21 protein-coding genes, 2 pseudogenes and 1 riboswitch are annotated in these 21,547 nt (G+C 36.5%); of the genes and pseudogenes, 16 read left to right on the forward strand and 7 right to left on the reverse strand.

Going from position 1 to position 21,547, the window contains the following annotated elements:
- Window positions 1-41 precede the first annotated feature (41 nt).
- Window positions 42-1,841: a M3 family oligoendopeptidase gene (locus tag QQS35_RS17260; protein WP_285933474.1), complete on the reverse strand. Its 1,800-nt coding sequence runs from the start codon at window positions 1,839-1,841 to the stop codon at window positions 42-44.
- Between the two features lie 173 nt (window positions 1,842-2,014).
- Here QQS35_RS17260 and QQS35_RS17265 point away from each other — a divergent pair, with 173 nt between their 5' ends.
- Window positions 2,015-2,485, forward strand: a complete 471-nt coding sequence (locus QQS35_RS17265; protein WP_285933475.1) for a GNAT family N-acetyltransferase — start codon at window positions 2,015-2,017, stop codon at window positions 2,483-2,485.
- Window positions 2,486-2,541: 56 nt separating this feature from the next.
- Here the strand turns inward: QQS35_RS17265 and QQS35_RS22950 are convergent, their stop codons facing one another.
- The 3 genes and pseudogenes from QQS35_RS22950 to QQS35_RS17280 form a co-directional block, all read right to left on the reverse strand.
- Entirely contained in the window at window positions 2,542-2,724 is a 183-nt protein-coding gene (locus tag QQS35_RS22950; protein ID WP_407933993.1) for a hypothetical protein, read from the reverse strand.
- A gap of 24 nt (window positions 2,725-2,748) precedes the next feature.
- Window positions 2,749-3,251 (reverse strand): annotated as a pseudogene (locus tag QQS35_RS17275) (transglutaminase-like domain-containing protein); the annotation flags it as partial.
- Between the two features lie 205 nt (window positions 3,252-3,456).
- Entirely contained in the window at window positions 3,457-4,317 is an 861-nt protein-coding gene (locus tag QQS35_RS17280) for a manganese catalase family protein (protein WP_285933478.1), read from the reverse strand.
- Between the two features lie 159 nt (window positions 4,318-4,476).
- Window positions 4,477-4,583, forward strand: a riboswitch (TPP riboswitch).
- 92 nt (window positions 4,584-4,675) lie between these two features.
- Between QQS35_RS17280 and QQS35_RS17285 the strand changes: the two genes are divergently transcribed.
- Genes QQS35_RS17285 through QQS35_RS17300 form a run of 4 tightly spaced genes read left to right on the forward strand, consistent with a single transcriptional unit; the run spans window position 4,676 to window position 8,289 of the window.
- A complete protein-coding gene (locus QQS35_RS17285; protein ID WP_285933479.1) occupies window positions 4,676-5,278 on the forward strand; it encodes a YkoF family thiamine/hydroxymethylpyrimidine-binding protein in 603 nt (200 codons plus the stop codon).
- Window positions 5,278-5,856 (forward strand): ECF transporter S component, encoded by a 579-nt coding sequence (locus QQS35_RS17290; protein WP_285933481.1) that lies wholly within the window; start codon window positions 5,278-5,280, stop codon window positions 5,854-5,856. Before QQS35_RS17285 ends, QQS35_RS17290 begins: the two co-directional genes overlap by 1 nt.
- Window positions 5,853-7,523 (forward strand): ABC transporter ATP-binding protein, encoded by a 1,671-nt coding sequence (locus QQS35_RS17295; protein WP_285933482.1) that lies wholly within the window; start codon window positions 5,853-5,855, stop codon window positions 7,521-7,523. The genes QQS35_RS17290 and QQS35_RS17295 overlap by 4 nt, the downstream gene beginning before the upstream one ends.
- A complete protein-coding gene (locus QQS35_RS17300; protein ID WP_285933483.1) occupies window positions 7,510-8,289 on the forward strand; it encodes an energy-coupling factor transporter transmembrane component T family protein in 780 nt (259 codons plus the stop codon). Before QQS35_RS17295 ends, QQS35_RS17300 begins: the two co-directional genes overlap by 14 nt.
- Window positions 8,290-8,348: 59 nt before the next feature.
- On the opposite strand, the gene QQS35_RS17305 is transcribed toward QQS35_RS17300, so the two are convergent.
- A complete protein-coding gene (locus tag QQS35_RS17305; protein WP_285933484.1) occupies window positions 8,349-8,792 on the reverse strand; it encodes a gamma-glutamylcyclotransferase family protein in 444 nt (147 codons plus the stop codon).
- A gap of 96 nt (window positions 8,793-8,888) precedes the next feature.
- Window positions 8,889-9,350 (reverse strand): DUF6884 domain-containing protein, encoded by a 462-nt coding sequence (locus tag QQS35_RS17310; protein WP_285933485.1) that lies wholly within the window; start codon window positions 9,348-9,350, stop codon window positions 8,889-8,891.
- Window positions 9,351-10,223: 873 nt separating this feature from the next.
- On the opposite strand from QQS35_RS17310, the gene ilvB reads away from it, so the two are divergent.
- From ilvB to ilvA, 8 genes are all read left to right on the forward strand, one after another.
- Window positions 10,224-11,951, forward strand: a complete 1,728-nt coding sequence (gene ilvB, locus QQS35_RS17315; RefSeq protein ID WP_285933486.1) for an acetolactate synthase large subunit — start codon at window positions 10,224-10,226, stop codon at window positions 11,949-11,951.
- Window positions 11,948-12,469, forward strand: a complete 522-nt coding sequence (gene ilvN / locus QQS35_RS17320) for an acetolactate synthase small subunit (RefSeq protein ID WP_285933487.1) — start codon at window positions 11,948-11,950, stop codon at window positions 12,467-12,469. Before ilvB ends, ilvN begins: the two co-directional genes overlap by 4 nt.
- Before the next feature lie 81 nt (window positions 12,470-12,550).
- The gene (ilvC, locus tag QQS35_RS17325; RefSeq protein WP_285933488.1) at window positions 12,551-13,582 is read left to right on the forward strand and encodes a ketol-acid reductoisomerase; all 1,032 of its coding nucleotides are present in this window, start codon (window positions 12,551-12,553) and stop codon (window positions 13,580-13,582) included.
- A complete protein-coding gene (locus tag QQS35_RS17330; RefSeq protein WP_285933489.1) occupies window positions 13,569-15,110 on the forward strand; it encodes a 2-isopropylmalate synthase in 1,542 nt (513 codons plus the stop codon). Before ilvC ends, QQS35_RS17330 begins: the two co-directional genes overlap by 14 nt.
- Window positions 15,111-15,131: 21 nt before the next feature.
- Window positions 15,132-16,211 (forward strand): 3-isopropylmalate dehydrogenase, encoded by a 1,080-nt coding sequence (gene leuB, locus QQS35_RS17335; protein ID WP_285933490.1) that lies wholly within the window; start codon window positions 15,132-15,134, stop codon window positions 16,209-16,211.
- Window positions 16,212-16,256: 45 nt separating this feature from the next.
- A complete protein-coding gene (gene leuC, locus QQS35_RS17340) occupies window positions 16,257-17,672 on the forward strand; it encodes a 3-isopropylmalate dehydratase large subunit (RefSeq protein WP_285933491.1) in 1,416 nt (471 codons plus the stop codon).
- Between the two features lie 103 nt (window positions 17,673-17,775).
- Window positions 17,776-18,366 carry a 3-isopropylmalate dehydratase small subunit gene (leuD, locus tag QQS35_RS17345; protein WP_285933492.1) on the forward strand — a complete coding sequence of 197 codons (591 nt, stop codon included), beginning with the start codon at window positions 17,776-17,778 and terminating at the stop codon, window positions 18,364-18,366.
- A gap of 53 nt (window positions 18,367-18,419) precedes the next feature.
- Entirely contained in the window at window positions 18,420-19,373 is a 954-nt protein-coding gene (gene ilvA, locus QQS35_RS17350) for a threonine ammonia-lyase (RefSeq protein WP_285933493.1), read from the forward strand.
- A 98-nt stretch (window positions 19,374-19,471) separates the two neighbouring features.
- Here ilvA and QQS35_RS17355 read toward each other — a convergent pair whose 3' ends face one another.
- The gene (locus QQS35_RS17355; RefSeq protein ID WP_285933494.1) at window positions 19,472-19,948 is read right to left on the reverse strand and encodes a hypothetical protein; all 477 of its coding nucleotides are present in this window, start codon (window positions 19,946-19,948) and stop codon (window positions 19,472-19,474) included.
- A 113-nt stretch (window positions 19,949-20,061) separates the two neighbouring features.
- On the opposite strand from QQS35_RS17355, the gene QQS35_RS17360 reads away from it, so the two are divergent.
- From QQS35_RS17360 to QQS35_RS17370, 3 genes and pseudogenes are all read left to right on the forward strand, one after another.
- Window positions 20,062-20,424, forward strand: coding sequence for an ABC transporter permease subunit (locus QQS35_RS17360; protein ID WP_285933495.1), 363 nt, complete (start codon window positions 20,062-20,064; stop codon window positions 20,422-20,424).
- A 72-nt stretch (window positions 20,425-20,496) separates the two neighbouring features.
- Window positions 20,497-21,220: pseudogene (locus QQS35_RS17365) on the forward strand (amino acid ABC transporter ATP-binding protein).
- Window positions 21,221-21,362: 142 nt separating this feature from the next.
- Window positions 21,363-21,521 (forward strand): aspartyl-phosphate phosphatase Spo0E family protein, encoded by a 159-nt coding sequence (locus QQS35_RS17370; protein WP_285933496.1) that lies wholly within the window; start codon window positions 21,363-21,365, stop codon window positions 21,519-21,521.
- The last annotated feature ends 26 nt before the right edge of the window (window positions 21,522-21,547 follow it).

Raw genomic sequence — 21,547 nt, forward strand, 5'->3', positions numbered from 1 at the left:
TTTCAGATGAGAAATCCTTGCTTTATTTTTCTTTAGTGCTATTAAATGTAATTTTCAGTTAATCTTAAAAACTCTTCCACATCAGCTATGCAAAGTTGTATTCCCTTTTCCCAGAAATCTAATTCATCTAATTTTACATTTAAATGTTTTTCAGCTAATTCTTCCACATTCATTCGTCCCGTGTCTTTTAATAACTCATTATATACTGTTTCAAAATCATCTTTAGAGTTAATTGCATTTGCATAAATACCAAGACTGAATAAATAACCAAATGTATACGGAAAATTATAAAATGGTACATCTGTAATATGAAAGTGAAGTTTAGAAGCCCAGAATGTTGGATTGTACGTATCTAATTCACCACAAAAAGCTTCTTGTTGAGCTTGTTCCATTAAATTGTTTAATTTTTCTGTCGATACAATCCCTTTTTTCCGTTCTTCATAAAATGAAGTTTCGAACAAGAAACGTGCATGGATATTCATAAAAAACGCTACACTACGTTGTATTTTATCCTCAAGAAGAGCAATTTTTTCTTGAGGATTCACAGCGTTTTTAACTGCTGCATCTGCTATAATCATTTCAGCAAACGTTGAAGCAGTTTCAGCAACATTCATTGCATAGTTTTGGTTAAGTATATCTAATTCATCCATTACATGCTGATGATAACCATGACCCAGTTCATGAGCTAATGTTGCTACACTAGAGGCACTACCCGAATAAGTCATAAATATTCGTGTTTGTTTACTATCAGGAAAGCTAGTGCAAAACCCACCAGGTCTCTTACCAGGTCGGTCTTCCGCTTCGATCCATTGTTTATCAAAAGCTGTCTGTGCAAATGAAGCCATTTTAGTACTAAAGCGATTGAATTGTTCTACGATTGTCCTTGCTGCATCATCATAGTCCACTGTTGTTTCTGTTTGTGATAACGGTGCTTCTAAATCATACCAGCTAAGTTTTTTTAAGCCTAAAATATTCGCTTTTCTTTTAAGATAAGAAACAAAAGCGGTTTTATTGTTTGTAATTGCTTCCCACATCGCATAAAGTGTCTTCTCACTCATTCGATTATATGTTAACGGCTCCTTCAAAATACTATCCCAACCACGGTGCTTATACGTTTGTAGACGAAAACCACCCAAATGGTTCAATGTTTCACTAAATAAATCTGACTCTTTAGTCCAAGCTAATCCTAATGCTTCAAACATCTCTTTTCGAACTTGACGATTAGGGTCACTTAATTTATTTTCAGCTTGTCCAACCGAAAGGCTTTCTTCTGTATCACCTTTTTTAAATGAAATAGACATTCTACCTACGATAGTGTCGTACAATTCTTCCCATGCATGGTAACCATCAATCGCAAGATCATTTATTAACACTTCTTGTTCCGCAGGTAACTTATCTTTTGATAGGTTTCTGCGTTCATTTAATACAAAAGTTAATTCCGCAAGCTTAGGCTGGCTTAATAATTGCTGCCATACATCATCTGAGATTAAAACTAATTTGTTATCAAACATTGTTAATGTGGTAGCATATTTAGCTGACAATTCGTTTCTTTTCCCAATGAGAATCCGCGCTTCTTTATCATTTACATCTTGAGCGCTTAAACAGCTAATATACGCAGACATTTCAGATAGTTGTTTTGTTGCAACACCTAGTAAATCAACAATTTTCTCTAAAGCAACCGATTCATTAATTTGTACAGGAATTTTCATTTTTCTTACTTCTACATCCAGCTTGTTTAGATTTTCAATAAGTGCTTCTATGTATCGTTGAAAAGATTCCGATTCACTACCACCCTTAAAAATGGTATTCAAATTCCATGATTGATTATAATGACTTTGCATCATATCACTCCTTTTACTTTAATTTACCTAGACTACAATTAATAATACTAAATTAAAATTGTATTAGGTATTAATTCACCTTTAACACATTCTAGTCTAGATAATTGGCAGTCCAAAACTATGCTAAAATAAAAGAAGTTAATATATGAGAAAAGGGAGAAACGAAACAAACTATGTATATAAAACCATTAATAAAGGAAGAAGCAAAACTAATTAGTACGTGGAAATATGAAGATATCTATAGTCTTTATAACCTAAGCGATAGTAAAGAAGGGATTGATGAGTTGTTAAATGGTACTTTCTACGGTTGTAAGAATAGCAAAAGTCAATTAATAGGATATTATTGTTTTGGAAATAGTGCTTTAGTTCCTGGTGGGATTAGTGCAGGATTATATCAAGAAACTGCTTTAGACATTGGCCTAGCTATGAATCCATCCTATACTGGTAAGGGTTTTGGACAAAAATTTGTTGAAGCTGGGGTTGGTTTTGCAATAACAACTTTCCAACCAATTAAATTACGTCTAAGTGTCGCAATGTTCAATCAGCGTGCGATAACTGTCTATAAAAGGGTTGGTTTTATTTGTGGCAAGCAATTTATTAATAATGGTAATACGTTTTTAATTATGGAGTATCCAGTTCAATGAGCTATTCTTTCTACCAAAAAAAGCTATCATATTTGATAGCTTTTTTGAAAATCCACTTAATATTGATCAATTAAATTTACAGAGACTTTTACATCTAATGTATGGCCTCCACCGCGATAAACACTCTGAAGAGGACTCACGTCAGCATAATCTCTACCCGTTCCAACGCGAATATGATTCTCTAATGCTTCTACATTATTAGTAGGATCGAGACCTACCCAACCAATTCCTGGCACCATAACTTCAACCCATGCGTGAGTGGCTGAATCACCTACTAAAGCGGAATTTTCGCCAACATATAAATAACCACTAACATAACGTGACGGTATATTTTTGCTCGTAAAATACCTAACATGACATGCGTGATATCCTGGCAAACGCCATTCTTAAGTTCAAAAGATTCGTGTGCTTTAGTGTTTACATGGATTGCATCACCATTATAAGTAAATTTTTCATGTAAATATTGCATTATAGCAATAGAAAATTGAACTGGATTTTCTATTCCCCCAACTTCATTGACAACTTCTTCTATTTGTTCTGGTTTTAAATACGTATACTCTGTTTCATTTATAAATGATAAATAATGATTATGAAAAAGTTCAGAATGAAAAATAGCTTTCATTTCAGGTGAATACTCCACTCGATGAATAAACGGACTTTTTTGGATACTGACAATAGATGTTGTCGTCACTTCTAAATCATGATGTTGTTCAGGGATAAAAAAAGTCTCAACATGGTTTCCCCATAAATCTATATGCAACATCATAAAGATAAAATTGGTCAAGATTTTTCGATGTAGTTCAAGTGCGACTTCTTGTCGTTATATCGGGCAGTAGATACGTTGCATTTTGATAGCAACAAACTTTACGAAGGTAGTTTTTCGAAAAAAAACGAGCGTCCAATGAGTAACTACCCCATTAGATACTCGCTTTACCTTAAATAAAAGTTCTTTTTCATAACAAGATCTTAGATTATTTTGTATCTGGATCTGGATGTACATCTGAAGTACGTAACACATTTAACGGCGTATCATGAACCCACTTTGGTGCAGGCTTCAACTTCGGCTTCTTTCCAAATGGTACTGGGTTTTCAACGTAGTTAAATACACCACAACCATCCATACTTGGACCATATGCCCAACGACCTTTAGCACTTTCATTTCCTGCTGAGTAATTAAATAAAGTGTAGGAAACTTCTTGTTTTTCTAGCTCTCTAGGAAATGTACTAGGTACTACCACATTTTCTTTTGCTTCCAATTCAGCAATTGCTGCTAACCATTGATTTTGGTGCATCGTATCGCGAGCAATTAACCACGACAACATATCTTTCACACCACGATCCTCCGCTATTTCATAAAGACGCACCGCTTGTAATCTCCCCTGTGATTCATAGGTTAAATTCATACGCATATCTGCTAATAAATTACCACTTGCATTAATATAACTTGCCGTCCATGGATTTCCGACACTATCCACTGGCATAGAACCAAGACCGGAAACAATCGCATGTTGAGGATTCATACCACCCATTACCGCTCCAATTACCGGATCTTTTGCTGCCTGTTCCTGTGCATTAACTGGTGCATCATTTAATAATCTAGCAATCATTGTAGCTAGCATTTCTACGTGTGCAATTTCTTCTGCACCTGTATCCATTAATAAATCCCGATATTTTCCGTCTCCCCTTGTATTCCAACCTTGGAATAAGTATTGTAATGCGACAGAAATTTCTCCAAACTGACCACCTAATATTTCTTGTAACTTTTTAGCATATATCGGATCAGGTCTCTCTGGTTTTGCTCTGTACTGTAATTCTTTAACATGATAAAACAAAATTCATCCACCTCTCCCTGTTAAATTTAAAATGAATTCTTCACTCTTCTTGTTTATTCAATCAAAGGAAAAACGTGAGAAAAACCTATATATAAATAATTTCTTTACAAGTTTATAAGATTCGGGTTACTATATATGTGTTGAACAACTAAATAAGATTAGTTGCACTAGGGGGGCTGCGAATAGCGGCTGAGAGGATCCATTGGTTCTGACCCTTAGTACCCGAACTAGATAATACTAGCGTGGGGAAGTGCAGTCGAAACGATGTATGATTCATTGAAGTCTTATTACATATTTCTGGCTGTATTTCCTTTTATGGGAATGCAGCTTTTTTGTATTTACTAAAGGAGGAAATATTATGAGTAATTTTGTATGTGAAAGTAATCGAATTGCTGGTGTAAGTTTCTCAGTCCATCCAATGAGTGATAGATTTGTAGAAATTATAACTACCGCGATTGAGCATGTAGATACATCAAAGGTATGGATTAACACCGATGATGTTACTACGCTAGTTAGAGGAAGAATCACCCATGTTTTTGATGTGACAAAAGCTATCTTTCTGCAAGCAGCAAAGTCAGGAGTGCATGTAGTATTTAATGCTACATATTCTGTTGGTTGTCCAGGAGATACAGCTGGAGATGTTTATATGGCTGAAGATGACTCTACTTTAAACAATCAAGAATCTACACAAATTAAACAAGAAGTTGCAACAAAGTTTGCCTTATACCCTCTAGGTGGAGGCGATTATATGAACACAATCTATTCGCAAATTGAAGCTATGAAACAATATGTACATGTTAGTGGTACACATTACGCAACTAGACTAGATGGCGATGCTAATGATGTGTTTAACGGCTTAGAAAAAGTATTTATCGAATTAGAAGAGGGCGGTTCTACGCACACAGTAATGACGATAACAATGTCAGCAAATAGTCCGTCAGTGAAAGGTGGAAATGAATAGTGGGTAATTGGAGATTAAAAGAAATTGTGGTCATGGCAGCATTAGCAGTAGTCTTTGGAGTCATCTATTTAGCTTTTTTACCAGTAGGTAATATATTAGTAGGATTTATGGGACCAATCGGATATGAGCCTATATTTGGCGTTTGGTTTATTGTATCAATTATTGCTGCCTATATTATACGTAAGCCTGGAGCAGCATTTATTTCTGAAACAATTGCTGCAACAATAGAGTTTATGCTCGGGAATTCATTAGGACCAATCTTAATCCTTGTAGGAATGATACAGGGGATCGGGGCTGAAGCAGTGTTTGCTGCTACGCGTTGGAAAATTTATTCCCTTTGGGTATTAATGTTAGCTGGTATGGGCTCAGCTGTAACAAGCTTTATATGGGGAATGTTTATGAATGGCTATATTGCATTTGCACCTAGCTATATACTTACGATGTTCGCAATTCGTTTAGTTAGCGGCGCCCTCATAGCGGGTGTATTAGGAAAAATGTTGAGTGATGCATTAGCTAAAACAGGTGTTCTCTCAAGCTTTGCATTGGGTAAAGAACAAAAAAGGAAAAAAGCCGCATGAATGGTTCACCTATTATCGAAGTCAACCAATTAAAGTTGTTTTTTGAAGAGGATCATGAAAGAGCTATTTTAGATGGCATTAGCTTTGATGTTCATAAGAATGAAAACTTACTTATTTTAGGGCCAAGTGGTTGTGGGAAAAGCACATTAACCCATTGTCTGAACGGATTATTTCCCAGAGAATTAGACGGTACCTTAAATGGAGAAGTCAAAATCAACGGTAAAGATACAAAAAGTTTTGTGAATGGTGGTGTAGCACATCACATTGGTGTTGTCTTTCAAGATCCTGAAAGTCAATTTTGCATGCTCACGGTCGAAGATGAAATAGCTTTTGGACTAGAAAATATCGGAATCAATCGATCAGAAATGAAGAAAAGAGTAGATTTCACGCTCAAACTTGTCGAAATGGAAGCTTACAAAGACCGGGTGATTTCCACACTTTCTGGTGGAGAAAAGCAGAAAATAGCATTGGCTTGTATTCTTGCGATGGAACCTGAAGTGATTATATTAGATGAACCCACAGCCAACTTAGATCCCAAAGCATCAGGTGATTTTATAAAGACATTACGCGATTTACAAAAAGAAAAGGATTTTTCTCTTATCGTTATTGAACATAAGCTTGAGAACTGGGTAACATTTATTGACCGGTGTATTTTTATGAATGAAAAAGGTCAAATTTTCTTTGATGGTTTATTAAGAAAAGGACTAAATCAGCACCGTTCTGCTCTAGAAATGATAGGTATTTCTATTCCGCAAGTAACAGAAATAGCAATACAAGCAGAAAAGCAAAGCGGTAAGGCTATTGCCAACTTGCCAATAAAGATTGAGGAACTTACACAACACCCCATTCCAAGTAGTCTACTAGCTAGTAGCAAAGTCTATAAAACAATAACTACACCTTTGCTACGTTTAGAAGATATATCATGGACTAAAAGCAAAACAGATATAATAAAACCTATCAATATAACTTTTTACAAAGAGCAATTTGTCGCTATTGTAGGTGCAAATGGTAGTGGTAAAAGCTCGTTCTCTAAATTAATTGCAGGACTACAAAAACCAACAAGTGGAAAAGTAACGCTTGAAAAAAAGCCGCTTACAAATTGGAAGGAGAAGCAACTTCGTAAAAGAATTGGTTATGTATTCCAAAACCCTGAACATCAGTTTATTACTGACAGTGTTTTCGATGAAGTTGCTTTTAGTCTTCGTATGCAACAATTACCTACAGATCAAATCAATCAGCTTGTAAAACGAACCTTAGATCATTGTCAGTTATCAGATTTAGAAGACCACCATCCCTACACATTAAGTCAAGGTCAAAAAAGACGACTAAGTGTTGCTACAATGATTGTTGACGATCAGTCACTTTTGATTTTAGATGAACCTACTTTCGGTCAGGATGCGTATTCAACTAAACAACTCTTGAAACTTTTAAAGGAACGGTACCAAAAAGGAACATCAATTATAGCTATCACTCACGATATGGATATAGTCAATGACTATGCTGATCGGGTTATCGTAATAGAAAAGGGGAATATTGCCTTAGACGTAACTCCAGAACAATTATGGAATTGTTCAACAGAGAAGCTCGATAAGTGGCATTTACAATTACCACTTAAAATAAAGTTGAAAAAGATACATGAAAAGAGACTTGCCTATGTTTCTTCATAGTCTTAACCCAAGTATTAAAGCAATCACAGTGATACTTTCTGTTATACTACTTACACTTGTATTCGATCCAATTACTCCACTGCTATTTATTGTCTGGATATGGATACTAACCATAGGTGTTGGAAAAGTTCCCTGGAAAAGATATGCGCTTTTCTTTTCTCCGTTTCTTATTTTTAGTGTTGGTATGTTTTGGACTACCATTGTATTTGCAAACGAACCGAATAATCCAAAAAACGTTATTTCTTTACTAGGTTTTTTGGTGCCCGAAGAAGACTTCACTACAGCACTTGCTTTGTCTTTAAGAATGATGAGTTTTACATCTTTAACCCTTATGTTTATTCTTACAACAAATGTTGTTCATTTAATTTTAAGTCTTATGCAACAATGCAAGATGCCACCTAAATTGGCGTATGGGATTTTAGCAGGTTATCGATTTTTACCTTCTATGCGGGAGGAATTAGGATTAGTTCGCTCAGCCCATCGTGTGCGGGGTGTAAATCGTGCTAGCTCAATTAAGGAGTCAATTCAGCAGTCAAAACGGTTTGCAGTACCTCTATTAGCTAGCGCTATTAGAAAAGCAGAACGGACAGCAACTGCAATGGAATCAAAAGGATTTACAGATAGTAGAAATCGAACATTTTATCGTACGTTTACAGTTTCTAAAAAGGATTGGTTATTTATGGGCCTTATGCTCATGATGCTCATACTCTTTGCTAGCATTTCTTGGTATTTAGGTTACTTCAAGTGGTATAGTAGCGAATTTTAGCTTGGCGGGGAGCATAAAATTGTGCCCCCTTTTTATTTTACTGTGACTATTATTTCGCTCTAATCGATTATACCTTTGAATCTAGTTTTTAAAGCTTTTTGATATCCATCTGTTAAATGAACGCAACCATCCATTATAATATCTGCATATGATTTTGATGGATCCATTTCTTTTTTCTTATTTACAACCTCATAGGTTGATAAAACAATTGGTTTCGATTGATTAAAAGGATATACTTCCACGGATATTCTTCGATACATATGTGGATGTCCTTCTCGCAAATCCAAACCTTTAAAATTAGGAACATCAAAAATTTTACCCTCTACTTCTGACCCTATTTCCGAAACAATATCTGCAACACCACCTTGACGATGTTTAGACCAAAGTGTAAATCCTAATCGGTAATCTTTAAGTATTGCTGACTCCACATAAATCGCTTCAGGTACATGACGCTTCAAATCTATTAAGCTCATACAACTTCCGTACGCAAAGTATAATGGCATAATTATCTCCTCCACCTAGTAACTTGAACCAATCACTTCCTTATTATATTATCACAATTTAATAATCACCCATATACAATGTTATATTTTCTAACATCATTTATGTATCGGTGTTTTATTGACAACTGCATATTTTAGGCGTTGTTGCATATGACCGATTCCCTTAGATCCCTCTAATGGAAACTGAATAGATGAGATATCTTTAAAACTAGACTCCACAATAGGCTTATACTTTTTGCCAGTTAGCACAATGATATCTTGATAATGATCAAGCCTTTTATTAATAATTTGTTCTTTTAATTTAGAAATAGTTATAATTTGATTACTTTTCATATTAAATGTAAGATCATAATTTTCTTCAACTATATCTGAAGGGAGTAAAAGTCCGTGCTTTGCAGATAGTATCACCCAGTTTTCTTTAAAGAAAGTATTGGCATATCGCTCACAAATAGAATGAAATATTCCAATGTATGCCTCCTTTGCCGTAACAGGACCTATGTTTTTATTTTTATCCCATATCTTTTTTTTACCACAGGGAATAATACAAAGTTGTTTCATCTCTCTTTCCCCCCAATCAAATTTAAAATATCATAACACAATGATAAGCCTCTATTCTAGTATCTAACAGATGAATAAATTTAAAATCAGTATAGCATTCATTATTCTAGGTAATAATATCTCACATCAAAAGTTAGTAATTATCTCTTATTTTCCTTATTATCCCACTTTTGTGCAAGCGCTGCAAAAATGTTCACAAATTAATATTTCTTTTGCCGCTTCAGTAATGATAGCGCTTACTGTATAGACGGTTATAACAAATGTCAGAAAATTTTTACTAAACCTGTTGACCTCTGCTTTAAATGGTTGTATTATTGTCGTCAATCACCAATAAAAATAATTACTAAAAAGTATAAATGTTTTTGAAATTGTTCAATATGTAAATTTATAAATTTTAAAAGTGATTAGGCATTAGTATGAAACTACTTTTATGTTATAGTTAGTATTAACTTTAACAATTAAATAGTATAAAATAGTGATAAGTAAATAAAATAAAGTAAATCAATGACGGGAATAAAAGAATAAGAAATTGTATTCTCAGAGAGCCGGGGTTGCTGGAAGCCCGGAAATACACCTTATTCTGACATCGTCCCCGAGTGTTAAACTGAACGAATATTTCTAGTAGGTTTAACCAGGTGTATTTGAGCACCTGTTATCAAAAGAAGCTACTATCTCATTTGATGATAGCTTCACGAGACAACGTTTGTAAAAACGTTGTGAATCAGGGTGGTACCGTGAAAAGATAAGGCCTTTTCTCCCTTGTTAATCTGCAGTTTGCAGTTTATTCAGGGAAGAAATTGGCCTTTTTTCTATACTCATTTTATTTTTTATCCGAAATTTTCAAAATTATTATTCTTTTTAGGAGGGATTACAATGGTAAGAGTAGAGGCAAAGCCGGGAATCGTGACCGGCACACAATCAAAAACAGGTGCTGATCTTTTTGTTGAATCTTTGATTAACGAAGGTGTAGATACATTATTTGGATATCCTGGAGGTGCTGTCTTACCAATATTTGATGCTTTATATAAAGCAAAAGACTCTTTTAATCAAGTGCTTGCTAGACACGAACAAGGATCCATTCATGCAGCAGAAGGATATGCTCGCGTTTCTGGAAAACCAGGTGTTGTCATTGCAACATCTGGTCCAGGTGCAACGAACCTAATAACAGGAATTGCAGACGCTATGATGGACTCATTACCTCTAGTAGTATTCACTGGGCAAGTAAACCAAAGCGTAATTGGAACTGATGCTTTCCAAGAAGCCGATGTGATGGGTATTACCACACCGATTACAAAGCACAACTATCAAGTTCAATCAATTAGTGACCTGCCACGTATCATTAAAGAAGCATTTCATATTGCTTCTACCGGTCGCCCAGGTCCTGTTGTTGTTGATATTCCAAAAAATATCGCTGCTGGCCCCGGCGACGGTAAGTATGAGACAGATTTCCACTTACCAGGTTATCAACCGACATTGAAACCAAATCCTTTGCAAATCAAAAAACTTGCAGAGGCGCTAGCAAAGGCTAAGAAGCCAGTTGTTCTTGCAGGTGCAGGTGTTCTTTTTGGAAAAGCTTCTGAAGAATTAAGATTCTTTGCAGAAAAGCATTCTTTACCAGTAACCAACACACTTCTTGGTTTAGGTAGCTTCCCTGGTGACCACGAACTGTCACTCGGAATGGCTGGTATGCACGGAACTTACGCTGCAAATATGGCTATATATGAATGCGACTTGTTGATAAATATAGGAGCAAGATTTGATGATCGGTTGACTGGTAACCTTGAAAAATTTGCTCCAGATGCAATTGTAGCTCATATCGATATCGACCCTGCAGAAATTGGGAAAAATGTTAAAACACACATTCCAATTGTTGGCGATTCTAAGCAAGCATTACAACTGTTACACAAACATGTGAAGGAATCACCTCAACATGATGAATGGATGAGTAAAATTGAAGATAATAAGCGCGCTTATCCACTTTGGTATAACAAACCCGAAAAAGATATGATAGCGCCGTGGCTAATTAAAGAAATTCACAGAGTAACAAATGGTGAAGCCATTGTCACGACTGATGTTGGTCAACACCAGATGTGGGCCGCTCAGCATTATACGCTTAACAAACCAAATCGATGGGTAACTTCCGGTGGACTTGGAACAATGGGATTTGGCTTCCCAGCTGCAATCGGTGCTCAACTAGCCGCTCCGGATGAGACAGTCGTTGCAATTGTTGGTGATGGCGGTTTTCAGATGACCCTCCAAGAGTTATCTATATTACAAGAACGAAACCTTCCAGTTAAGGTAATTATCGTTAATAACGGTGCACTAGGAATGGTTCGTCAATGGCAAGAATCATTTTATGAAAAACGCTACTCAGAGTCTATATTTAGTATTCAACCAGACTTTGTAAAATTAGCTGAAGCATATAACATTAAGGGAATGAAAATAACTGATCAAGAAGATTTAATTAAGTCCCTACCAGAACTATTTGCCCATGAAGGTCCAGTTGTTGTTGATTGTCGAGTGCTTCAACAAGACAATGTTTATCCAATGATTGCTCCTGGTAGTGGAATAAACGAGATGATTGGGGTGAAACCATCATGAGACGTATCATAACAGCAACCGTACAAAATCGAAGCGGAGTTTTAAACCGAGTTACAGGTTTATTGCAAAAAAGACAATTTAATATTGAAAGCATCTCCGTCGGTAGAACAGAAGTTGATGGTGTATCAAAAATGACATTTGTTGTAGAGGTTGAAGACGAGCAAAAACTCGAGCAAGTAACCAAACAACTTAATAAACAAATTGATGTATTAAAAGTTTCTGATATTACAGATAAAGCTATTGTTGCCAGAGAGCTGGCACTAATAAAAATAGTTAGTAGCAGCGCACTTAGAAGTGAAATTCAAGGTATCATTGAACCATTTCGCGCATCAGTAATCGATGTTAGTAAGGATAGTCTTTCTATTCAGGTTACTGGAAAGCCAGATAAAATAGAAGCATTGATTGATTTATTACGTCCCTACGGTATCAAAGAGCTAGCCCGTACTGGATTAACAGCCTTTTTACGTGGCCAACAACCACAAGTGGCTGAACTACCATCATACTCTTTATTAAAGTAGAAAAGAGTAGTTTTAGAAACATTGAACCTATGTACTACTAAATTTATATATAACAAACAAAGTGGAGAGGATGTATTAATTATGACAAAAGTACTTTATCACAACGATATTAACGAAGAGGTTTTAAAATCTAAAAAAATCGCAATTATTGGATATGGATCACAGGGTCATGCGCACGCATTAAACCTTAAAGAAAGTGGATTTGATGTAGTTGTTGGCCTAAGAAAAGGAAAGTCATGGGATAAAGCAGTTGAAGATGGTGTAGAAGTTCAAACCGTAGCAGATGCAACAAAAAAAGCGGATGTTGTTATGGTACTGCTTCCTGATGAGTATCAACCAAAAATTTATGAAGAAAGCATTAAACCAAACCTACAAGCCGGAAATGCGTTAGTATTTGCTCACGGCTTTAACATTCATTTTAATCAAGTCGTACCTCCAGAAGACGTAGATGTTTTCCTTATTGCACCTAAGGGACCAGGTCACCTAGTACGTAGAACTTTTGAAGAAGGCGCTGGTGTACCTGCACTTTATGGTATTTATCAAGACTTTACCGGAACCGCTACTGATGTTGCATTAGCTTATGCAAAAGGAATTGGTGCAGGTCGTGCTGGAATCCTAGAAACTTCTTTCCAAGAAGAAACAGAAACTGACCTTTTCGGTGAGCAAGCTGTACTTTGTGGTGGAGTAACTAGCCTAGTAAAAGCTGGGTTTGAAACTCTTACAGAAGCTGGATATCAGCCAGAAGTTGCCTACTTCGAATGTATGCATGAACTTAAACTAATCGTTGACTTAATGTATGAAGGCGGACTAGAAGGAATGCGTTACTCTATTTCTGACACAGCACAATGGGGTGACTTCGTATCCGGACCACGCGTAGTAAACGAAGATACAAAAGCACGTATGAAAGATGTGTTAACTGATATTCAAACTGGTGTATTTGCTAAAGGTTGGATTTTAGAAAACCAAGCAAATCGTCCTCAGTTTAATGCAATAAGCGCTAAAGAAAATAACCATCCAATTGAAAAGGTAGGTAGAGAACTTCGTGAGTTAATGCCATTTGTTAAGCAAAAGGCAAACGCTAAGAAGGAAGTGGTCTCGAATGGTTCAAATTAAGATTTTCGATACAACGCTAAGAGACGGAGAACAGTCTCCTGGCGTTAATCTTAATCAACTTGAGAAACTAGAAATCGCAAAACAATTGGAACGCTTGGGTGTTGATATTATGGAGGCAGGATTTCCTGCTTCCTCCCAAGGTGATTTTGAAGCAGTAAGAAAAATTGCACAAACCATAAAGAACTCCTCTGTGACTGCTCTTGCTCGTGCAAAAAAATCAGATATTGATATCGCTTGGGAAGCATTGAAAGATGCAAAGGAACCAAGGTTGCATGTTTTTCTAGCTACCTCCCCTATCCATATGGAGTACAAATTAAAGAAAACACCAGAAGAAGTTATTGATATCGCAGTTGAAATGGTTTCTTATGCGAAACAAAGATTCACACATGTGGAATGGTCTGCAGAAGATGCTTCTAGATCTGATTTGAAATTTTTAGCTACTATTATTGAAAAGGTAATTGATGCTGGCGCTACCGTTATCAACCTACCTGATACAGTAGGATATACAACACCAAAAGAATATGGTGAAATGTTCCTCTATATAAAAGAAAACGTTCCAAATATTAATAAAGCTTCCCTATCATGTCATTGTCATGATGATTTAGGAATGGCTGTAGCAAATTCAATTGCAGCTATAGAAAATGGCGCAACACAAATTGAAGGTACAATTAATGGTATTGGCGAACGTGCTGGCAACGCAGCGCTAGAAGAAATTGCAGTTGCACTAACTATTCGTAATGATTTTTATCCTTATACTACTAACCTTGTATTAAAAGAAATTAAGCGTTCAAGCGATCTTATAAGTAAATTCACAGGAATGGCCGTGCCTGGCAACAAAGCCGTTGTTGGTAGAAATGCATTTGCCCACGAATCCGGGATTCACCAAGATGGCGTTTTAAAAAATGCATCCACTTATGAAATTATTACACCTGAGCTTGTTGGGATACAATCTAACAACTTAGTATTAGGAAAACATTCCGGGCGCCACGCCTTTAAAGATAGAATTGTTCAATTAGGATATCAATTACCAGAAGAAAAATTAGCGGAAGCTTTTAAAGCATTTAAATTGCTTACTGATCGAAAAAAAGAAGTTACAGACGATGATTTATTTACTATTCTAACAGATATTCAAACAGATGTATCTAACGTTAAACGATACACGTTAGAATCTTTTCAAGTTCAGTATGGCTCATTTAACCTACCTACTGCTACAGTTGCTCTTACAACACCAGAGGGTGAACGTGCAGAGACAGCTTGTACAGGACAAGGAAGCGTTGAAGCACTTTACAATACGATTGAAAAACTCGTTAAAGAGGAAATTCATTTAAGTGACTTCAATCTAAGTTCAATTGGTAAAGGGCGAGATGCCTTAGCCGAAGTTCATGTCAGTATGACTGTTAATGGAACAGCTGTTAGCGGACGCGGATCTGCACAAGATGTTTTAGAAGCGGCAGCACAAGCATTTTTAAACGCAGTTAATCGTGTATTTTTAAACAAAAAGTTAGAATCAAAACAAGCAAATATTTAACGGTTATTAGGAGGTCAAAACATGCAAAAAAAAATTATACTACTGCCCGGTGACGGTATTGGTCCCGAGGTAATGGATGCAGCAAAAAAAGTACTAGACGCTATCGCTAGTCAATTTAATCATACGTTTACCTTTCTTTCACATGACATTGGTGGCGTAGCCGTTGATAATCATGGAACACCTCTTCCTGAAGAAACTGTCATCGCTTGTAAGCAAGCTGATGCGGTGTTACTTGGTGCGGTTGGTGGACCAAAATGGGACCAACTTCCCTCCCACCTCCGTCCTGAAAAGGGATTATTAGGTATTCGTAAAGCATTAGATTTATTTGCAAATCTAAGACCTGTTAAAGGATTTGAAAAATTACTGCATGCGTCACCATTAAAAGAGGAAGTAATTAATGGAAGTGATCTCCTAATTGTCCGTGAACTTACTGGCGGCTTATATTTTGGCACCCCTAGCGAGCGCAGAGATAACGGTAATGCTGTAGTCGACACATTAACCTATACAAAATCAGAAATTGAGCGCATTGTTGATAAAGCTTTTCAAAGCGCTCAACTTAGAAGTAAACACCTTACCTCTGTTGATAAGGCTAATGTTTTAGAATCTAGTAAACTATGGCGAGAGATTGTTGAAGCGAAAAAGGTAGATTATCCTGATGTAACTGTTGAACACGTCTTAGTTGACGCTGCCGCAATGAAATTAATCACTAATCCAAGTCAATTTGATGTAATTGTTACAGAAAATATGTTTGGAGATATTTTAAGTGACGAAGCTTCTGTGTTAACAGGTTCACTTGGGATGTTACCGTCTGCTAGCTTAGCAGCAGACGGTGTCGGATTGTATGAACCCGCTCACGGCTCTGCTCCAGATATAGCCGGTCTTGGAATTGCCAATCCATTAGCAATGGTCTTATCAGCAGCACTTATGCTAAGACATTCACTTCAATTAGAAGATGAAGCTAAGTTAATAGAAAAAGCAGTTGTAGCGATTATTGATCAAGGTTATCACACCGCTGATCTACAAGTTTTGGATGGGCAAAAAGTTAACACCACTGAAATGACTAATCTTATTGTAGATTATATTAAAGCTCAAAAAGGTTAATAAACTTTAATTATAAGTCTTAAATAGAATAAGGAGTGATTTAAAATGGGGAAACCTAAAACAATAGTTGAAAAAATTTGGGATCAACATGTTGTTCATCAAGAAGAGGGAAAGCCTGATCTCCTTTATATCGATTTACATCTTGTTCATGAGGTGACCTCCCCTCAAGCGTTTGAAGGATTAAGAATGAATGGTCGCAAAGTTCGTCGTCCTGACCGCACGTTTGCTACAATGGATCATAACGTTCCTACTATTCATCGCAACGTCATTAAAGATCAGATTTCAAAAACACAAATGGATACACTACAAGAGAACTGCAAAGAATTTGATATATCACTTGCTGATATCCATCATCCTGACCAAGGAATTGTTCACGTTATCGGGCCTCAGCTTGGTTTAACACAACCCGGAAAAACTATTGTTTGTGGTGATAGTCATACTTCCACACATGGCGCTTTTGGTGCCTTAGCATTTGGTATCGGGACTAGTGAAGTAGAACATGTGCTTGCCACCCAATCGCTATGGCAAGCGAAACCAAAAACTTTAAATGTTAAAGTTAACGGCAAACTTGGTCAAGGAATCACAGCAAAAGATTTAATTCTTGCAATTATCGGAAAATACGGGGTGCGTTTCGGTACAGGATATGTTATTGAATATACTGGAGAAGCGATTGAATCACTTTCTATGGAAGGTCGCATGACCATTTGTAATATGTCAATCGAGGCTGGTGCTAGAGCTGGATTAATTAGCCCGGACCAGACAACCGTGGAATACTTGAGAGGGAAACGTCATGCTCCAAAGGGAGAACAGTTCGAAAAAGCTGCTTTGGCGTGGAAAAACCTTGCAAGCGATCCTGGTGCTAGCTATGACGCAACAGTAGAAATCGAAGCTGCTGAAGTCGAGCCCCAAGTTACATGGGGAACGAATCCTAGCATGTGTATTCCTATCAGCGCTTCTACCCCTAGCCCAGATAGTGCAACAACGGCTAATGGCAAAGATGAAATTAAACGCGCACTTGAATATATGGGGCTTGAAGCAGAGCAACCTATCTCTTCTGTTAAAATTGAACATGTGTTTATTGGCTCTTGTACGAACTCAAGAATTACTGACTTACGAAGAGCATCAGAAATTGTAAAAGGTAGAAAAGTAAACCCTTCCGTTCGGGCTATGGTAGTACCTGGCTCATTCAGTGTAAAAGCTGAGGCTGAAAAAGAAGGTTTAGATCTTATATTTAAAGAAGCTGGATTTGAATGGCGCGAAGCGGGTTGCAGTATGTGCCTTGCAATGAATGATGACATTGTCCCTCCTGGGGAAAGATGCGCTTCCACTTCAAATCGTAATTTTGAAGGTCGCCAAGGTAACGGAGCTCGAACACACCTTGTAAGCCCAGAAATGGCTGCAGCTGCGGCTATTGAAGGTCACTTTGTTGACGTAAGAAAATTAGGTGTTCCAACAGCTTAAATTAAAGATTCAAAGAAGTAGATGTGCCATATATCTACTTCTTTCCATTCTCATAAAACTATTGTTTAATAAGATTTATTTACTATAAGGAGGGTTTATAATTATGGAACCAATACGTAAACATACTGGTCTTGTTTATCCATTAAACCGAGATAATATTGATACAGATCAAATTATCCCAAAACAATTTCTGAAAAGAATCTCTCGACAAGGATTCGGGCAATTCTTATTTTATAATTGGCGCTTTGATAACGACGGAGCTCCACGCGATGACTTTAGCTTAAATTATAAACAGTATGAAAATGCTTCCATTCTTGTTGCCGGCGAAAACTTTGGTTGCGGCTCATCTCGTGAACATGCACCATGGGCACTCCAAGATTATGGTTTTCGAGTGATTATCGCCTCTAGTTTCGCAGATATTTTTTATAACAATTGTACCAAAAATGGCATACTTCCTATTCAGTTAACAGGAGAGCAAACACAAAAGCTCATTGACCGTTCTGAGTCAGAAGCCTATACTATTACTGTAGACTTAGAAAATAAGCGCGTCTATGGTTCGGATGATTTTAGCGCAACATTTGATCTTCCTGCGTACCAGCAGGAAATGTTACTTAACGGTTGGGACGAGATTGCCGTTACGTTAACGCATGAAAATAAAATCGAACAGTTTGAAGCGCAAGAGACAAAATACTAGAGGAGTGTGAAATCATTGGGGATTGCTTAACAGGGGCAAAAATCAAAGACGCGATGAAACTTTTAGAGAAAGTAGTTCATCGAACACCCCTAACAACATCGTCGTCTATAAATTATATGACAGGTAAAAATGTGTATTTTAAAATGGAGAACCAGCAAAAAACTGGGGCTTTCAAAGTGCGCGGTGCAAGCTATAAAGTTGCTCAATTAACTAAACAAGAAGCAGAACGTGGAGTGATTGCTGCATCTGCCGGCAATCATGCACAAGGGGTAGCTCTTGCTGCTGCAAAAAGAGGCATTGAAGCAAAAATCTTTATGCCTGAACACACCCCAGAAGCTAAAATTGAAGCTACTCAAAATTACGGAGCAACGATTGTACTAACCGGAGATTCTTTCCAAGAAGCATTTGAAGCAGCCGTAAAAGAACAAGAAAAAAGTAAAAGTGTTTTTGTTCACCCATTTGATGATCCAGATGTCATGGCAGGTCAAGGTACAATTGCTTTAGAAATGTTAGAGCAAGAAGATCAACTAGATACAATTATTGTACCTGTCGGTGGCGGAGGTCTAATTTCAGGGATTGCTGTTGCAGCAAAGCACATGAATCCAAACATTAATATTATTGGTGTACAAGCGGCAGGTGCGAGCGCTACCTTTAACCTCTATCACAAACAAGGATCCGATGTACTTTCAACTGTTACCACTATTGCAGATGGTATTGCTGTCAAAAAAGTCGGTATTCAAACATTTCCAATAATTGAACAATATGTGGATGATATGGTCACAGTCACGGATGAAGATATAGCTACAGCTATGGTATATATGCTTGAACGAAAAAAATCACTGATCGAAGGTGCTGGCGCATCTGCTTTTGCAGCACTACTCGCACATGGGGATAAAATAAATTCTAATCATTGTGGAATCATTGTTAGCGGTGGTAACATGGATCTATCTAGAATGCCACAAATTCAAAAGTTAGCTAGTAATAATCATATTTCATCTCTTGTATAACATTGATGTATGGAAATTGTACGCTTGTAGTTTATATTACACACACAAAGCAGGTACCCTTCTTGGTGCCTGCTTTTTCATCTCCTCTCCTACTGCTTTTAATGTTTATGACTATGAATCGTTTCCTCTAAAGATACTTCAGATTTTGTATGGTTATGTAAATCACAATACCATATTTCTGTTTTTATTTTATGAGTAATATCACAAGTAACAGATTTTTTTATAAAGTTATGCCAAACATCATATTGATGTGAGTCATCATGTACCATTTTCAATTCAGAGCTTGTTTTGGCCCAATTATGCGATAGTTTATCTTCGCTTACAGAAGTTACATCTTCTCTTTCCCCTTTAAGATCAAGACTAATTCCAATCATCGTCTTATCCGGAATTAATACTAAAAATAGAATTAATATTAATTGTATTAAATATTTATTCATAGAACCACTCCATTTATTTATATTTCCTATAGAATTATTTATATTTTGTACAATTGATTGACCAAATATGTACCTTTGATAGAAAATCTTACTATTTTTTTCAAAAACGCTCTTACCAAACTCCACAATTCTATTCATTCCTTCCCCTTCCCTATTTTTCACATAATTTTATTTAAAAATAAAAAATACATTAAATACTTTTCACCTTCAAATTATCAACATTTTGCCTGTTATCATGATACTATTCATTAATGATAGATTTGCTTAGTGATGGATTACAATCGATTCCAAAGGGTCAATTTGAAGCAGCAAAAGCCATCGGATTACATCCAATTCATACAATGACATTCATTATCATGCCACAAGCATTACGCGCCGTGATACCAGATATCGTAGGTCAAAGTATATCGATGTTTAAAGATACTTCTTTAGTTGCGATTGTTGGATTAATGGATATACTTGGTATTGCACAAACGGTGAAATCAAACCCCGAATTCTTAGGTAGCATTATGGAAACTTATCTATTTATTGCTTTTTGCTATTGGATTATTGCTTATTCAATATCCTATGCTAGTCGGCGATTAGAAAAAACATTAGGTGTCGGCGAACGTTAGTGAATACTATGAAGGAGGAATGTAGTAATGGAACAAACAGATACAAATTCAAATATAAATGAAGGTGAAGAAATTATCTCTTGTGTTACTATTAATAAATGGTTCGGGCATGTTCACGTTTTAAAGGATGTGTCATTAAACGTAAAAAAAGGTGAAGTACTAGTTATCTTAAGTCCCTCGGGGGCTGGTAAGTCAACATTTATTCGTACAATCAATGGGTTAGAAGAGATTCAAAAAGGCCACATTACTATTGACGGAATTAGCCTATCTCATGATGTGAAAGATATCGATTTAATCCGGAAAGAAACTGGTATGGTGTTTCAGCAATTCAACCTGTTCCCACATATGACGATATTAAAAAACATTACTTTAGCACCGATATGGGTTCGAAAAAAACCTAAAGCAGAAGCAGAAAAATTAGCTTTAGAGCTTTTAGAACGCGTGGGGATACCGGAACAAGCAGATAAGTATCCTGGTCAAGTTATCCGGGGGACAACAACAACGTGTTGCCATTGCCCGAGCACTCGCGATGCAACCAGAAATCATGCTATTTGACGAACCTACCTCTGCTCTGGATCCAGAAATGATAAAAGAAGTATTGGACGTTATGAAAGAGCTCGCCCATTCAGGAATAACCATGTTAGTCGTGACACACGAAATGGGATTTGCTCGTGAGGTAGCAGATAGGATTGTCTTATTCGATGAAGGGGAAATAATTGAAATGGGGACTCCTGCTGAATTATTTGATAATCCACAACATGAACGAACAAAATTATTTTTATCACAAATTTTATAATGAAGAGCCACCAATTTTCAATTATTGGTGGCTTTTCTTTGATTTTATAATCTCACTTGTTTTTTTTCGTAATTTAGTTTATAATTAAATCGAACAAACGTTCTTTGCTGATGTATAAAATAAATAACGAGTGGGGATTTATTTGACAAGCACTAGCGCTTTAGAAATTAAAATTGAAAAATTAAGGATCGAACTCTATCAATTGTCACAAAGAAAAATAGAACAAGAACAACTTTTAAAAGTTTCACAACAACTTGACGAGGCTCTTAATGAATTTGAACGAATTAAAAAAAATAAATAGATATAAATACTTCATATGAAGAAGGA

Origin of the sequence: Aquibacillus rhizosphaerae (genome assembly GCF_030282825.1) — a bacterium.
Classification (GTDB): Bacteria; Bacillota; Bacilli; order Bacillales; family Amphibacillaceae; genus Aquibacillus_C; species Aquibacillus_C rhizosphaerae.